This window comes from Gordonia sp. SGD-V-85 (genome assembly GCF_001456905.1).
GTDB classification, from domain to species: domain Bacteria; phylum Actinomycetota; class Actinomycetes; order Mycobacteriales; family Mycobacteriaceae; genus Gordonia; species Gordonia hongkongensis.
Window position 1 is genome coordinate 54,455 of the sequence record NZ_LNQO01000017.1, and the last position, 14,482, is coordinate 68,936.

The following is a 14,482-nucleotide window of genomic DNA, read 5'->3' on the forward strand; positions in this document are numbered from 1 at the left end:
GGTCAGGTGAAGCGGATCAGGCCCGGCACATCAGCCGGCGCGGTCCATCCGTCTCGCGCGAAGTCCGCCCAGATCCGTCGCAACGTGCGGCCGTCCTCGGCAGCCCGAGCGGCGTCGTGGCCGGCCAGGATCGGGGCACCGGCCCAGATCTCCGGAGTCCCGAACAGCAACGGGATGTCGACGGTGTGCACGGCGCGCAGCGGGTGATCTGCTGCGCCCCAGTCGATGACGTACTGCGCGGCCTTTCCTCCGGCGCGTCGGTGGCGTCGGGCGAAGCGGTCGGCTGCCGACGTGTAGATGGCACGGGTGAGTTGCTGGACAAGACATTCGTACAGGCGGGTGCCGACCACCGGAACCGCGGGGAGCGACGACACCCCGTCGATCGCCGCGGTGAAGAACGCGGCCTCGCGGCTGCACCAGCCGATGAGGACCTCGACGTCCCGCGCTCGACTCTCCCAGACCCCGTCCACCTCGTTCTCGGGTGGCAGCGGGTGGTGACCATACTGTGGCCCAAAGGACATGAAGGCCGGAAAGCCATGTTGCAGAACCGCTTTGAGTCCCATCATCGACTCCTGGACGGCCAGGACCTCGTCGACGGTCGCCGACGCCGACACGTGGTGCGACGCAGCGAACATGTCCGCATGCAACCGCTCGCGGCGTCGGGTGATGCCGAGCGGCGCACTCTGGATGATGGCGCGGCGGAACAGGCCCGTCACGCCGTCGGCCGCCATCAACTGTGCAACCGCGTCGCCGCCGGCTGACTCGCCGAAGACGGTGACGGCGTCGGGATCGCCGCCGAAGCACGCGATGTTCCGCTGAACCCAGCGCAGGGCCTCGATCATGTCGAGCAGGCCCAGGTTCGCCGGACGGTTGATGCCGTCGCCGAGGAACCCGAACAATCCCAGTCGGTAGGTCACCGACACGACGATCACCCGCTGCTCGGCGACCAGCGCCGCCGGATCGTGGCAGGGCGCGTCGGCGGCGCCGATGATGTAGGACCCGCCGTGAATCCAGACCATCACCGGGAGGGCCTCGTCGGGTCGACGCTCGACCGGCACCGTGACCGACACGTACTGGGCGCGCTCGTCGCCGACCATCTCGCCCAGCGCGGCATCGCCGAAGGTGTCGTGGACGATCCCCTCGCCATTGCGCTGGGGACAGGCGGGCGACCACGAGGTCGCATCGATCGGCTCGTCGGCCGGCGGTTGCGGGGACGGAACCTCGAAGCGTGCCGCCCGTGCGTAACGAATACCGGTGGCGCGCACGACCTGTCCGTCGGTACGAGCGATGATCGTCCCGGCGGGACACTCGAAGGTCGCGGTCGTCGTGGGCACCTCGGTCATGGGCCGGTCTTTCCGGCGGCCGACGCGGGGGTCGCGTCGACCTGGTAGCGGATGAGTCGAGAGCTGTTGAGCACCACGGCAACCGACGAGGCGTTGTGCAACACCGCAGCCAGGACCGGCGAGAGCGCACCGCCGGCGCCGATCACCAGCCCCAGCGCGTTGACGGCGATCGACATCCCGTAGTTCTGGCGGATCACCTCGACGGTATGCGAGCCCAGATCCCGGATGTCGAGCAGCTTGCGCAGATCGTCGCCGGCCAGTGCGACGTCGGCGGTCTCGACCGCGACGTCGGTGCCCGCCAGCCCCATCGCGATGCCGATGTCGGCGGCGGCCAGCGCAGGGGCGTCGTTGACACCGTCACCAACCACCGCGACCACGTGGCCGAGCGCCTGGAGTTCCCGTACCACCGCGAGCTTGTCGTCGGGCGTGACCTCGGCAGCCCACCGCTCGATGCCGAGTTCCGCGGCGATGGTCGCCGCGGTGACCGGGTGATCGCCGGTCAGCATGGCGATCTCGGTGACCCCGTCGGCCCGCAGGGCGTCGAGCACCTCGCGCGCCTCGGGGCGCAGCTCGTCGGACAGACTCACCAGACCGACCAGCGTGCGGTCGACGGCCAACAGCAGCGGTGTCTCGCTCGCCTGCCGCAACCTGTCGACCCAGTCGAGGGCGTCGTCGGAGATCGCGACGCCGTGCCGGTCGAGAAGCGACGGGTTGCCCAGCAGGAGCACGCGCCCGTCTTCGGCGCGGGTGCGCATGCCGAGTCCGACGATGACCTCGCATTCCGCATGCGTCGGGATCTCGATGCGACGTTCCTCCGTGGACCGGATGACCGCTTCGGCGAGCGGATGACGCGAATGGATCTCGGAGCTGGCCGCGTAGGCGAGGATCTGTTCGGGCTGCCAGTCGTCGGAGAAGGACACGACGTTGGTCACGACCGGGCGCCCGACGGTCAGCGTGCCGGTCTTGTCGAACACCACCGCCGAGATCCGTCCCGAAGCCTCGAGATGCGATCCGCCCTTGATGAGGATTCCGCGCCGCGCGCCATTCCCGATGGCCCCGCTGATCGCGGTCGGGGTGGACAGGCCAACGGCACACGGGCACGCGATCAGCAGCATGGTCATCGCACGACGCAGATCGCGCGTCACCAGCAGCGTCAGCGCCGACAGCGCGAACGACGCGGGTACGAACCGCCGGGAGAAGTTCTCCCCGACCGTCTGGATGGGAGCGCGGTCGCGCTGGGCCTCCTCGACCCGGCCGATGATGCGACCGATCGAGGTGTCGTCGCCGACCGCGTGGGCCTCGATGACGATCCGGCCGGTGAGTACCACCGAGCCGGCCTGCACGCGGTCGCCGACGTGCTTGGTCACCGGGAGGTTCTCGCCGGTGAGCGCGGACTGGTCGACCACCGCTTCACCGTCGACGACCACACCGTCGACCGCGACGGCGACCTGTTCGTGCACGATGACCGCGTCGCCGACGTGCAGCGCGTCGATGGCGACCTGCACCTCGGTGCCGTCGGAGAGTCGAACCCAGGCGGTGTCCTGGGTGCCGCGGAGGAGCTCGGCGATGGCGCGTCGGGTGCGTCGTAGCGTGAGGTCCTGGAGGAACTCACCGATGTTGAGCAACCACAACACGGTCAGCGCGACCACGTTCTCGCGAAGGAGCAGGCTCGCGATCGTGGCGGCCGAGACCAGCGCATCGGTCCCGGCCCGGCCACCACGGAGCGAGCGGAGCGCGCCGCGGAGGAACGGGTACCCGGAGAAGATGGTGACACCGGTGGCGACGGTGCGCGAGGCCGGCCCGAGCAGCGGCGGGCGGCGGAACCCGTAGCGCCGGAAACCCAGCAGGACCAGGGCTCCCGCGCCGATGCCCATCCGCAACAGGTCGGCATTGGTGACGTCGGCCGAATGCGGTGCGCGGTCAGGAAGATTCGCGGGGTCGGCGTGAGTGGCCGCCGCGATCGCATGATCGATGGCATCCCGGTCGGTGTCGGCCCGAAACCATACGACGACCGAGGCGGTCCGCGGGTAGGCGTGCACGGCGCGCACACCGGTCACCCGGGCAACGCTCTCCTCGACGGCCACGGCACGACGGTCGGCGACAGTGCGATCGGTGACCCGCAACCACGGAACCGTCATACGCACCCGGCCCGCCGCCGACGACCGGACGACGATGTCGGTCGGTGGCAGCTCGGAAGAGTACGTCGGCGCGGACGTGCTCACGATTCAGTGATCGTGGTCGTGGTCGTGTGCGACGGCGGTTCCCGGCGGTGTCGACTCCTCGCCCAGCCGTTCCTTCGCCTCGGCGACGATGTCGGCGGTGTTGAGTCGCACCGACTCGGCGACCTCCTCTGCCTTGCGGGTTCCACGGATACCCCACGTGGTCGCCACGACGGCTCCCTCACGCAGCGGGGCGCGTCGGGCGACGGTGCGTACGGCGTCGTAGGCGACGGCTCCGACGAAGCCGGTGGCGACCGTCGCGCCGGCCTTGGCGAGCAGTGCATGAAGTGCCATGTGGGGTCCTCGCTATCCGATGTGCTTGCACACGTGGTGACAGGACACCACGCTACAGGCGCACCGCGACTCACATGGTGCGGCCGCGGGTGCGGTTGTCGGACATGCGGTCCCGCTTATGTTCACGCCGGCAACGCTCCCCGCGCGGAGTGCTCCTCCGCCCACCGGAGCGCGTGGTCGGCGACCTTCTCCCACCCCGGCTCACCGCAGGTCCAGTGCGACCGCCCGGGGAACTCGTAAGACTCGGTCAGCGCCATGGACCGGCGGTACTTCTTCGCGTTCGACTTGTTCACCGCGGGCGGCATGATGTGGTCGGCCCCGCCGGCGATGAACAGCAGCGGTGCACGGTCGTCGCGCCGGTAATCCACCCAGGTCTCCTGATGTCCCGGGGTGAGGTTTGCGAACACGCCGTACTTCCAGACCCACGATCCGGGCGCGGCGATCGCGTACCGGTCGTACACCGCGCGCGAGTCCTCGTCGTTCAGGGTGTTGGTGAAGGCGTAGTGCCACTCGTCCGGTGTGAATCCGGCCGCCTTGTGGCGGTTCGAGAAGCGCTTGAGGATCGGGAACAACGACTTCACCTGCGAAAGGGGCTGCGTCCGTACACCTTCGGTCGGCGCGGAGTTGATGGCCACCGCAGCCGCGCCGAGCCCGCGGTCGACCAGCAGCTGCGTGAGCACGCCACCGAAGGAATGCCCCATGATGATCGGCGGCGACGGCAGTTCGCGGATGATCCCGGCGAGGTGCTCGACCGTCGCGGGTACCGTCAGATCCGCGATCACGTCTGAGTTCTCCCTCAGGGACTCGACTTCCACCTCGAAGCCGGGGTAGGCCGGGGCGATGACCCGATACCCCTTGTCTTGGTAGTAGGTGATCCAGTCTTCCCAGGACCGGGGCGTCACCCACAGGCCGTGGACGAGGACGATGGTGTCGGGCGGCGGTGTGGTCATGTGCAGTCTCCGATTGTCAGGGCCCGGCGTGGGCTCAGGGGGCGGTGTAGGTGTCGAGGAAGGCGAGCAGATCGTCGTTGAGCTCGCCCCTGTGCGTGTCGGTGATCCCGTGGGGTGCACCGGGGTAGACCTTCAGCTCGGCGCCGTAGATCCGTTCGGCGGACGCCTTGCCGCCCACCTCGAAGGGAACCACCTGATCGTCGTCGCCGTGGATGACGAGGGCGGGGACGTCCACGCGTGCGAGGTCGCTCCGGAAGTCGGTGGCCGAGAACGCGGCGATGCTTTCGTAGGTGTTGTGTGCGCCCGCCTGCAGGCCCTGTCGCCAGAAGGCATCGCGCATGCCCCGCGACGCATTCTGGCCGTCCCGGTTGTTGCCGAAGAAGGGCCCGTCGGCGAGATCGCGATAGGCCTGCGAGCGATCGGCGGTGGGTGCCGACCGGATGCCGTCGAACACCTCGATCGGGACCCCACCGGGGTTGTCGTCGGTCTGGAGCATGAACGGGGGTACCGCGGAGACCAACACGAGTTGCGCCACGCGATCGGTACCGTGCCGCCCGATGTACCGGGTGACCTCATCGCCACCCGTGGAGAACCCGACGAGCGTGAGCTCCTGCAGATCGAGATGCCGGATCAGCTCCGCGAGATCGTCGGCATACGTGTCCATCTCGTTGCCCGACCACGTCTGCGACGAACGGCCGTGTCCGCGACGGTCGTGCGCGATCGCCCGATACCCGTCGTGCGCCAGGAAGAGCTGCTGGGCTTCCCAGCTGTCGGCGTTGAGCGGCCACCCGTGGCTGAGCACGACCGGACGTCCGTCGCCCCAGTCCTTGTAATAGATCTCGGTTCCGTCGAGCGTGGTGACGTAGGGCATGGGTCCTCCGGTGTCGATGTGGGATCACCGTAGGAGGAAACCGGATCGCCGATCGTGTCGAGGCTGCACGGTTCTGTGCTGTCCGTGACGGGTGCCGCTCCTCGCACCGACAGGACGACACCGCGACGGCGAGTTTCTCTGCGCTGCCACGGATCACGTGGCACAGCGCGGGTCTCACCGCCGCGGTGTGCGGGGCTGTCGACCGGAACCGTCAGCGCGGTTGCGTCGCGTCGACCGCTCGCAGCACCGTCCGTGAGACCGCGTCGGGGCGAGAGACCAGTGAGGCGTGCGAGGCGTTGACCTCGGCGGTGCGCCCGGGTGCGGCTCGACCGGCCAGGAAGCGCTGCAGAGCGGGCGGGATCACCCGATCCTGCTGGGACACGAGGTACCAGCTGGGCACCCGTGCCCACGACGGCGGTCCGGACGGTTCCAGGTTGGCGCGGAGCGCGGCGGATTTCTGGTGGGCGAACATGTCGGCGGCGACCGCGGGCGACACGTCCTGCGCGAAGATCTCCCGGAAGTACGGGCGCGCGATGTAACCGTCGACGTTGCGTCCGGCCACGCCGGTCGGGTCGTTCTCGACCACCGTCAGCTGCAGGGCCGGCGGAAGGAGCCGGCTACCGGGATAGGTGATCGGGTTCAGCAGCCCCTGGACGAACTCGCCCGTGGTCGGCGCGAAGGCGGCGATGTAGACGTTGGCACGGACGTCGGGGTCCTGAGTGTTGGTGATGACGAAGCCGCCGTAGGAGTGACCGACGAGGACGATCGGTCCGTCGATGGTCGCCAGCTTCTTCTCGAGCTGCTCGGAGTCGTAGGCCGGGGACCGGAGCGGATTGTCGAAGGTCTGGACCGCCAGTCCCCGGCTGCGCAGATCCTGCGCGACGTCGCGCCAGCCCGACGAATCTGCGAACGCCCCGTGCACCAGGACGACGGTCGGGGCCGACGGCTGGGCGTGGGCGGGGGCCACCGACAGGCCGACGGCCGCGGCCATCAGCGTCGAGACGAGCACTGCCCGTCCGGCCAGTTTCCGGACTGCGATTCTGGGGTTCATCCGACGGCCTGTCCAGGGGAGAACGGGGTCGAGCTGGACCTTAACCACTCCGGCGGGCACCGATCTGGTCACGAGCGCACGGTTCTGTGCTGTCCGCGCACGATCTGGTGACGCCGTCGCCGGGCATCGGGTGTTCCGACCGCTCGACGCCGAGGACCACTACTCTTGCCCTCATGACCAAGCGAACCGAACCGGACGCCGAGATCGACATCAAACCGCGTAGTCGCGACGTCACGGACGGCTTGGAGAAGACCGCGGCCCGCGGCATGCTCCGCGCGGTGGGCATGGGCGACGACGACTGGGTGAAACCGCAGATCGGCGTCGGGTCGTCGTGGAACGAGATCACGCCCTGCAACCTGTCGCTCGACCGGCTGGCCAAGGCGGTCAAAGAAGGCGTGCACGAGGGCGGCGGGTACCCGCTCGAGTTCGGCACCATCTCGGTCTCCGACGGCATCTCGATGGGTCACGAGGGCATGCACTTCTCGCTGGTGTCCCGCGAGGTGATCGCCGACAGCGTCGAAACCGTCATGAGCGCCGAGCGGCTCGACGGTTCGGTCCTGCTGGCCGGTTGTGACAAGTCCCTGCCCGGCATGCTGATGGCCGCCGCCCGACTCGACCTCGCGTCGGTGTTCCTCTACGCCGGGTCGACGCTGCCCGGATACGCGACGCTGTCGGACGGCAAAGAGCGTCAGGTGACCATCATCGACGCCTTCGAGGCGGTCGGGGCGTGCTCGCGCGGACTTATGAGCCGGGAGGACGTCGACACCATCGAGCGCGCGATCTGCCCGGGTGAGGGTGCGTGCGGCGGCATGTACACCGCCAACACGATGGCCAGCGCGGCCGAGGCACTCGGGATGTCGATCCCGGGCAGTGCCGCGCCCCCGGCCCCGGACAAGCGTCGCGACCAGTTCGCCCGCCAGAGCGGGGTCGCCGTCGTCGAGATGCTGCGCCGCGGGATCACCGCGCGCGACATCATGACCCGCGAGGCCTTCGAGAACGCGATCGCCGTGGTGATGGCGTTCGGCGGGTCGACCAATGCGGTGCTCCACCTCCTCGCCATCGCCAACGAGGCCGAGGTCGAACTGTCGCTCGACGACTTCATCAGCGTCGGCAGCCGGGTTCCGCACCTGGCCGACGTCAAGCCGTTCGGCCGGCACGTGATGACCGACGTCGATCGCATCGGCGGTGTGCCGGTGGTGATGAAGGCACTCCTCGACGCGGGCCTTCTGCACGGCGACTGCCTGACGGTGACCGGATCGACGGTCGCCGAGAACCTGGCGCACATCGCGCCGCCGGACCCGGACGGCCAGGTCCTGCGGGCCACGAAGTCGCCCATCCATCCCACCGGCGGCATCACCATCCTCAAGGGATCGCTGGCCCCGGAGGGCGCGGTGGTGAAGTCCGCAGGCTTCGACTCCGATGTGTTCGAGGGCACGGCACGGGTTTTCGACCGCGAACGCGCCGCGATGGACGCGCTCGAGGACGGCACGATCACCGCCGGGGACGTCGTCGTCATCCGGTACGAAGGCCCGAAGGGCGGACCGGGCATGCGGGAGATGCTCGCGATCACCGGCGCCATCAAGGGCGCGGGTCTCGGCAAGGACGTGCTGTTGATGACCGACGGCCGGTTCTCCGGCGGCACCACCGGTCTGTGCGTGGGTCACACCGCGCCGGAGGCCGTCGACGGCGGGCCGATCGCACTGGTCCGCAACGGCGACCGCATTCGGCTCGACGTCGGCCGCGGTCTTCTCGACCTCCTCGTCGACGATGACGAACTCGCTTCGCGTGCACGAGAGTTCACTCCCCTGCCCCCGCGGTACACGCGCGGCGTGCTGGCGAAGTACTCCAAGCTCGTCACCTCGGCGTCGCAAGGGGCGGTCTGCCGCTGAGCGCGGTATCGGTGTTCTGAGCTCATCAGACCGGGCCCGAACGTTTTCTCGGACATGACCGAGCCGGGGCCCGGCGTGTTTGCGTGATGGACGCGCGGGTACTGCTCGGCGTACCAGATGCTCCAGAAGTGCGGCCTCTGTGGATCCGCCTGCAAACGAGCTCGAGGAGAACCTGTGTACCTGCACACTCAGCAACTGATCAACGAGATCGCCGTCGACGAGCCCGACCCGGCCGCCGCCAACGCCTTGCAGGAGGGGCTGGGCGGGCAGTTCGGCGAGATGCGCACGATGATGCAATACCTGTTCCAGTCCATGAACTTTCGCGGCGATCCGGCATCCAAGCCGTACCGGGATCTGTTGCAGGGTGTCGGGACCGAGGAGATCAGCCACGTCGAACTCATCGGCACCACCATCTCCCGCCTGCTCGACGGATCACCGGAGTACAAGGGCAAGAAGACCGACCCGGTCGACAAACCGGGCGCCAAGGGAGCGACTCCCCTCAACATCGCCTTGGACACCAGCAACATTCACCACTACCTCGTCGGGGCGCAGGGCGCGCTGCCGGTCGACGCCGCCGGGAACCCCTGGTCGGGGTCCTATGTGTACAACAGCGGGAACCTCGTTCTCGACCTGCTCTACAACCTGATGCTCGAGTCCACCGGGCGACTGCAGAAATGTCGGATCTACGAGATGACCGACAACAAGACCGCCCGTTCCACGATCGCCTACCTGATCGTCCGCGATCAGGCGCACGAGAACGCTTTCGCGAAGGCGCTGGAAAGCCTCGGGGTCAACTGGGGCTCGATCCTGCCCATCCCGAAGACCAACGCCGAGCGGTTCCCGGAGGTCAAGAAGCTGGTCGACCAGGGATTGCAGAGCGTCCAGTTCACATTCAGTGCCGACAACAAGAGCGACGCGGCGAAGCTGTACCGAGGCGCGTCCCCCAGTGGCGACGGGACCGAACTGAGCACCGAGAAGATGCCCGAAGGGTTCCCGATGACCATCGCGCCCGAGCGACGCGAAGAGTTCGCTCCCGGACTCGACAAGGATCTCTTGGCGCTGATCCAGGCCACCGCCGAGGTCGAGATCGCCACCGCCGACGATCCCGGCAAGAAGTAGCCACGTCCGGCGGGTGGTGCACGGCGTCGAGCGCCGCCCGCCGGCATGAGGTGCCGGCGTCAGGTTGCGGTTTGTCCCGGATTGCGGGACAAATCGCAACGGGATCTCCGGTGACCGCCGTCGAATGCGCCTACAGTCTCTGGCATGGCCAAAGACCGTGGCACCCCGAAACCCGCTACTGGGAGCTCGTCCGCGCTGTCGAAGGTGTCTCTGCCGCAATGGATTGCGCTTGGACTGACCGTTCTCGCGGTGGTCTTCATCGTGCAGAACCGGACCACGGTGCGCATCGACCTGTTCTGGGTGAGTGTCGAGTCCCCGCTGTGGTTCATCCTGGCCGTGGTCTTTCTCGTCGGATGGGTCGTCGGCGTACTCGCCGCGCGCGGACGTTACCGGCAGCGCCGTCCGCACTGAGTTCGACGCCGCTTCGTCGGCGAAACCCGCGCGGTCTCACGACGATCGCCCGGGCGGCAGCTCCTTTCGCGGGATGAGGTGGCCGAGCAGCCACTCGTAGATCGCGTCGTCGTTCAGCAGGGTGAAATGGTGTGCGTTGCCGATGTGGAACCCCTCCTGGAACTTCAGCCCGCGACGCTGCCGCGTGTGCTGCCCGCGCCCACTCGGCGCGAGCACCAGGCCGTCACCCAGCAGACGCCCGACCGGGTGGTCGGGGTCGCGGGTGATCGTCGCGGTGACGAAGAGATGGCGAGCGCCCGCCAGCAGCGGCACGTCGGCGCCGGGCGGCTGCGACCACGCGTCCGGGTCGTGACCTATCCAGTCGTCGTCGGTCAGGCTGCCGTGGAACAGGTCCCGCACCCCGGCACTCCGACGACGCAACAATGAGCCGATCGGGCGGGTGACCGGCGTCCGGTTCAGCGCATTCGTGGCCAGGTGGACACCGCGGGCGAGTGGAGCCCCGAGGTGCGGCGTGCCGAGGCACACCGTCTCCGACACCAGGCCCGTCCAGTAGTCGCCGCGTTGATCGGCTGCGTGGCAAGCACTTCGGACGACCAGCCCACCCATCGAATGCCCGATGAGGGTCAGTCGTGTCACCGGCGTCGGCCAGAGCAGGACGAGTGCGTCGAGAAGGTCGGCGAGGGCGCGGCCGTTCTCGCTGATGTGGCGACCGGTGTTGTAGCGGATCTGGACCTCGGTGGCGCCGATGTCGTGGGTCAGCCGCTCGCCGTATGTGGGTCGGCGGGCGCCGGGAGCGGAGCGAGCGGGCCCTGTTCGCCGGGCGCCGGGAGCGGAGCGAGCGGGCCCAGTTCGCCGGGCGCCGGGAGCGGAGCGAGCGGGCCCAGTTCGCCGGGCGCCGGGAGCGGAGCGAGCGGGCCCAGTTCGCTTCGGTCTGAGCGACCACGCGAACTCCGACTCCATCAGGCCGTGCAGGAACACGACGACGTGTCCACCCGCGTCGGGGAAGCCATCGCGGAGCGACTCGGCGTCGAGGGAGACCGGCCTGCCGTCGACGCGGATCGACATGTCGGCCGTGAGGGGCGAGTCCGCGGTTTCGAGCTCATCGCCGATGAGACCGTTGAGGATGCCGAGGAGCACCGCGCCTCGAGGGGTGTGCGAGGGCGCGCGGCCCTCCGACCAGGGCACATGGTCCGAAGCCGACCGGCCGGCGTCGAGGGCCGCGGTGATCGAGTTGTACGTCCCCTCGCTGACGGCGTCATGCACCATCCGCGCGGTGTCGACGGAACTCCCCAGGACAGGCCGGAGCATCCGGAAGACGCCCCCGGCGATGACGCGGTGCATCGCTCCGACGCCGCGCGTCGCAGCGCCGGCCTCGTACAGCCCGAGGTCGGTGAGCGCCCGCAGCTCGGACTCACGCGTGGTCGTGGCGGTCATGCCCCGAGTGTACAGATGTGCACTCAATTCGGGGCGGAGCTGAAGTCACGACCGCCACCCGTCAGATCAGATTGCGTTTTGTCCCGGTTACCGGGACAAAACGCAACGGGATCTCAGGCGGCCCGGCGTGCGCGGAGCACGACGTCGTGGGTGTGGTGACCGCCTCCCGCGGCCCGTCCACGTGCCCGCGTCTCGTCGGTGACGATTTCCCAACCGTCGCCGAGCAGTCCCGCGAAATCAGCGGGTTGGACGTAGGCGTCCGGGTCGAAGCCATGTGCACGCACATCCTCGGGGGCGTGTGCCACGACGAGCAGGGACCCGCCGGGGCCGACGGCTTCGGCCAGCCGGCGGGCCGCGTCGACATTCTCCTTCGGGATCGGGAAGTAATGCATGGTCACAAGGTCGACGTCGGCCGCCGGCACGTCATCAACGATCACGTCGGCACGCAACCACGTGATCGACGGCCGCGGGTCGATCTCACGGGCCCGATCCACCGCGACCTGCGAGATGTCGAGGGCCGTGACCTGCCATCCGCGGTCGGCGAGCCATCGGGCGTCGGCCCCCTCACCCGACCCGACGTCGAGCGCGGTGCCCGGCTCGATGTCCGACACCTCGGCGACGAGCGCGGGGTTGACGTCGGAGGTCCACAGACGGTCCGCGCTGCGGTACCGCTCGTCCCACCCTTCGGCGGTTCCCGGATCGTTGCTCCCCCGGGACTCGGTCGCGGCCTCGGGGCGATGGCTGTTCTCGGTGGTCATGTCTTCGACTCTGGCACGCACCGTCGTGAGCGGCAAGGACGGTTGCCGATCCGGCAAGAATTGATGGTGGAGCGGAGACCCCAGGTCAGTGCACCACGCCCGCGATCCGCCTGATGGCCTCGGTCAGCACGTCGGCCGAGCAGGCGACGTTGAGTCGAACGAAACCGGCACCCGGATTCCCGAAGGCGTGTCCGTAATGCAGGGCGACGCGGGCTTTGTCGAGAATGACGAGCCCGGGGTCGTCGCCCAGCCCGGTCTCGCGGAAGTCGAGCCACGCGAGATACGACGCCTCCGGCCGCGTGTACCGAACCGTCGGAAGATGCTGCGCGAGCAGCTGTTCGAGGAGATCGAAGCTCTCCCCGATGACCTCGAGGGTGGCGTCGAGCCACTCGTCACCGTGCGCCAATGCCGCTTCGGTCGCAGCGCGGCCCAGAATGCTCGTGCGATAGCGCACCTCCTCGGGTTGCCGCGCGATCAGAGCCCGGCCCCGATCCGACGCGACAACCGTGAGCGCGCACTTGGCACCGGCGAGATTGAAGGCCTTGCTCGCCGAATGTGCGGCCACGCCGACGTCACGCGCCGTGTCGCTCACCGCGAGGAACGGGACGAACTCCACGCCGGGGTGGACCAGCGGCGCATGAATCTCGTCACTGACGACAGTCGCGCCATGTGCCGCGGCCAAGCCGGCCAGTCGCGCGAGGTCGGTCGCGTCGTGGACGAGGCCGAGCGGATTGTGCGGGTGGCACAGTAGAACCGCGCGGGCCCCGGCGGCGAGGGCGCGTTCGATGCCTGCAAGATCCATCCGCCAGGCAGTCGACGACGACCCGCGTTCCTCGAGGAGGGGCACCTCGAGCACACGACCGCCGGCCTCGGGGATGAGTTCGAAGAACGGCGGATAGACCGGCGGCATCAGGACGACGCCGTCGCCGGGACTGATCGCGACGCGCAGACTCTCGACGATGACGACACTCACGTCGGTCGTCGAGCTGACGTCAGCCGGATCCACCCGCCACCCCCACCGACGGTCGGCGAACCCGGCGAAGACCTCCCCTGCCGAACCCGAGGTCGCCGCGTAACCGATGTCGGACGCACGTACCCGGTCGATGATGGCGTCGGCGACCACCGGTGCGAGCGGATAGTCCATCTCCGCGATGAACAGCGGTAGTACGTCGTCGGGGTGCGTGCTCCACTTCGCGCTCGTACGACGACGGAGTTCGTCGAGCGGCGGTGCGACCGGTCTGATGCTCACCGCTACTTCGTACCGCCGATACCAACGCGGCACCACCAGTGCGCGGCCACCATGTTCGTCGACGATTCCGCCGTCAGCGGGCAGACTGGTCGGCATGGCCTTCCCCATTCGCATCGGTGTCCAGATCCAGCCCCAGCACGCACCCAAGTACTCGCTGATCCGTGACGCGGTCCGCCGCGCCGAGGACACGGGCGTCGACATCGCGTTCAACTGGGATCACTTCTATCCGCTCTACGGCGCCCCCGAGGGCGAGCACTTCGAGTGCTGGACGATGCTCGGCGCCTGGGCCGAGCAGACCTCTCGGGTGGAGATCGGCGCGCTCGTGACCTGCAACTCGTACCGGAATCCGGAGTTGCTCGCCGACATGGCCCGCACCGTCGACCACATCAGTAACGGCCGTCTGATCCTGGGCGTCGGAGCCGGCTGGTTCCAGAAGGACTACGACGAGTACGGCTACGACTTCGGCACAGTCGGTTCCCGGTTGAACGATTTCGGTGCCGCCCTCCCGCGGATCAAATCGCGGCTGGCCAAGCTGAATCCGGCTCCCACGCGCGACATCCCGATCCTCATCGGCGGCAGCGGCGAGAAGAAGACGCTGCGCTACATCGCCGAGCACGGCGACGTCTGGCACGGCTTCAACGACGTCGAGCAGTACCGGCACAAGTCCAAGGTGCTGGCCGAGCACTGCGCCGCCGTGGGTCGCGATCCCGAGACCATCGAGCGGTCGTCGGGCGTGCAGTTCGACGGGGACACCGACGCGCTGCTGCGCGATGCCGATGCACTCGCCGACGAGGGCGTCACGCTGTTGACCGTCGGCGTCACCGGTCCCGACTATGACCTCACCGCTCTCGAGGCGCTGTGCCGGTGGCGCGACTCGCGGAACTGACCGCGTAG

General features: G+C 68.7%; 13 protein-coding genes. 4 read left to right on the forward strand and 9 right to left on the reverse strand.

What is annotated here, in order from left to right:
* Positions 1 to 2: 2 nt before the first annotated feature.
* The 6 genes from AS181_RS18045 to AS181_RS18070 form a co-directional block, all read right to left on the reverse strand.
* On the reverse strand, positions 3 to 1,343 hold the full coding sequence (locus AS181_RS18045) for a carboxylesterase family protein (RefSeq protein WP_058252918.1): 1,341 nt from the start codon (positions 1,341 to 1,343) through the stop codon (positions 3 to 5).
* Positions 1,340 to 3,481, reverse strand: a complete 2,142-nt coding sequence (locus AS181_RS18050; protein ID WP_058252968.1) for a heavy metal translocating P-type ATPase — start codon at positions 3,479 to 3,481, stop codon at positions 1,340 to 1,342. The genes AS181_RS18045 and AS181_RS18050 overlap by 4 nt, the downstream gene beginning before the upstream one ends.
* Positions 3,482 to 3,568: 87 nt before the next feature.
* The gene (locus tag AS181_RS18055; RefSeq protein ID WP_058252919.1) at positions 3,569 to 3,856 is read right to left on the reverse strand and encodes a DUF1490 family protein; all 288 of its coding nucleotides are present in this window, start codon (positions 3,854 to 3,856) and stop codon (positions 3,569 to 3,571) included.
* Between the two features lie 122 nt (positions 3,857 to 3,978).
* A complete protein-coding gene (locus tag AS181_RS18060; protein ID WP_058252920.1) occupies positions 3,979 to 4,806 on the reverse strand; it encodes an alpha/beta hydrolase in 828 nt (275 codons plus the stop codon).
* Between the two features lie 34 nt (positions 4,807 to 4,840).
* The gene (locus AS181_RS18065) at positions 4,841 to 5,677 is read right to left on the reverse strand and encodes an alpha/beta fold hydrolase (protein WP_058252921.1); all 837 of its coding nucleotides are present in this window, start codon (positions 5,675 to 5,677) and stop codon (positions 4,841 to 4,843) included.
* A 211-nt stretch (positions 5,678 to 5,888) separates the two neighbouring features.
* Positions 5,889 to 6,728, reverse strand: coding sequence for an alpha/beta fold hydrolase (locus AS181_RS18070; protein ID WP_058252922.1), 840 nt, complete (start codon positions 6,726 to 6,728; stop codon positions 5,889 to 5,891).
* 173 nt (positions 6,729 to 6,901) lie between these two features.
* Between AS181_RS18070 and ilvD the strand changes: the two genes are divergently transcribed.
* The 3 genes from ilvD to AS181_RS18085 all read left to right on the forward strand — a co-directional run bounded on the left by ilvD (position 6,902) and on the right by AS181_RS18085 (position 10,147).
* Positions 6,902 to 8,617 carry a dihydroxy-acid dehydratase gene (ilvD, locus tag AS181_RS18075; protein ID WP_058252923.1) on the forward strand — a complete coding sequence of 572 codons (1,716 nt, stop codon included), beginning with the start codon at positions 6,902 to 6,904 and terminating at the stop codon, positions 8,615 to 8,617.
* 174 nt (positions 8,618 to 8,791) lie between these two features.
* On the forward strand, positions 8,792 to 9,736 hold the full coding sequence (locus tag AS181_RS18080) for a manganese catalase family protein (RefSeq protein ID WP_058252924.1): 945 nt from the start codon (positions 8,792 to 8,794) through the stop codon (positions 9,734 to 9,736).
* A 144-nt stretch (positions 9,737 to 9,880) separates the two neighbouring features.
* Entirely contained in the window at positions 9,881 to 10,147 is a 267-nt protein-coding gene (locus tag AS181_RS18085; RefSeq protein WP_068972112.1) for a lipopolysaccharide assembly protein LapA domain-containing protein, read from the forward strand.
* Between the two features lie 36 nt (positions 10,148 to 10,183).
* On the opposite strand, the gene AS181_RS25450 is transcribed toward AS181_RS18085, so the two are convergent.
* From AS181_RS25450 to AS181_RS18100, 3 genes are all read right to left on the reverse strand, one after another.
* Complete coding sequence (locus AS181_RS25450) at positions 10,184 to 11,581, reverse strand: PGAP1-like alpha/beta domain-containing protein (RefSeq protein ID WP_058252925.1); 1,398 nt, start codon at positions 11,579 to 11,581, stop codon at positions 10,184 to 10,186.
* A 113-nt stretch (positions 11,582 to 11,694) separates the two neighbouring features.
* Complete coding sequence (locus tag AS181_RS18095) at positions 11,695 to 12,339, reverse strand: class I SAM-dependent methyltransferase (protein WP_078112485.1); 645 nt, start codon at positions 12,337 to 12,339, stop codon at positions 11,695 to 11,697.
* A gap of 85 nt (positions 12,340 to 12,424) precedes the next feature.
* On the reverse strand, positions 12,425 to 13,588 hold the full coding sequence (locus AS181_RS18100) for a MalY/PatB family protein (RefSeq protein WP_058252971.1): 1,164 nt from the start codon (positions 13,586 to 13,588) through the stop codon (positions 12,425 to 12,427).
* Positions 13,589 to 13,682: 94 nt separating this feature from the next.
* On the opposite strand from AS181_RS18100, the gene AS181_RS18105 reads away from it, so the two are divergent.
* Positions 13,683 to 14,474 (forward strand): LLM class F420-dependent oxidoreductase, encoded by a 792-nt coding sequence (locus AS181_RS18105; RefSeq protein ID WP_058252926.1) that lies wholly within the window; start codon positions 13,683 to 13,685, stop codon positions 14,472 to 14,474.
* Positions 14,475 to 14,482: the final 8 nt, after the last annotated feature.

Coding starts and splice junctions, on each gene's coding strand:
- AS181_RS18045 (WP_058252918.1), bottom strand. CDS start 1,343: ATGACCGAGGTGCCCACGACGACCGCGACCTTCGAGTGTCCCGCCGGG.
- AS181_RS18050 (WP_058252968.1), bottom strand. CDS start 3,481: ATGACGGTTCCGTGGTTGCGGGTCACCGATCGCACTGTCGCCGACCGT.
- AS181_RS18055 (WP_058252919.1), bottom strand. CDS start 3,856: ATGGCACTTCATGCACTGCTCGCCAAGGCCGGCGCGACGGTCGCCACC.
- AS181_RS18060 (WP_058252920.1), bottom strand. CDS start 4,806: ATGACCACACCGCCGCCCGACACCATCGTCCTCGTCCACGGCCTGTGG.
- AS181_RS18065 (WP_058252921.1), bottom strand. CDS start 5,677: ATGCCCTACGTCACCACGCTCGACGGAACCGAGATCTATTACAAGGAC.
- AS181_RS18070 (WP_058252922.1), bottom strand. CDS start 6,728: ATGAACCCCAGAATCGCAGTCCGGAAACTGGCCGGACGGGCAGTGCTC.
- ilvD (WP_058252923.1), top strand. CDS start 6,902: ATGACCAAGCGAACCGAACCGGACGCCGAGATCGACATCAAACCGCGT.
- AS181_RS18085 (WP_068972112.1), top strand. CDS start 9,881: ATGGCCAAAGACCGTGGCACCCCGAAACCCGCTACTGGGAGCTCGTCC.
- AS181_RS25450 (WP_058252925.1), bottom strand. CDS start 11,581: ATGACCGCCACGACCACGCGTGAGTCCGAGCTGCGGGCGCTCACCGAC.
- AS181_RS18095 (WP_078112485.1), bottom strand. CDS start 12,339: ATGACCACCGAGAACAGCCATCGCCCCGAGGCCGCGACCGAGTCCCGG.
- AS181_RS18105 (WP_058252926.1), top strand. CDS start 13,683: ATGGCCTTCCCCATTCGCATCGGTGTCCAGATCCAGCCCCAGCACGCA.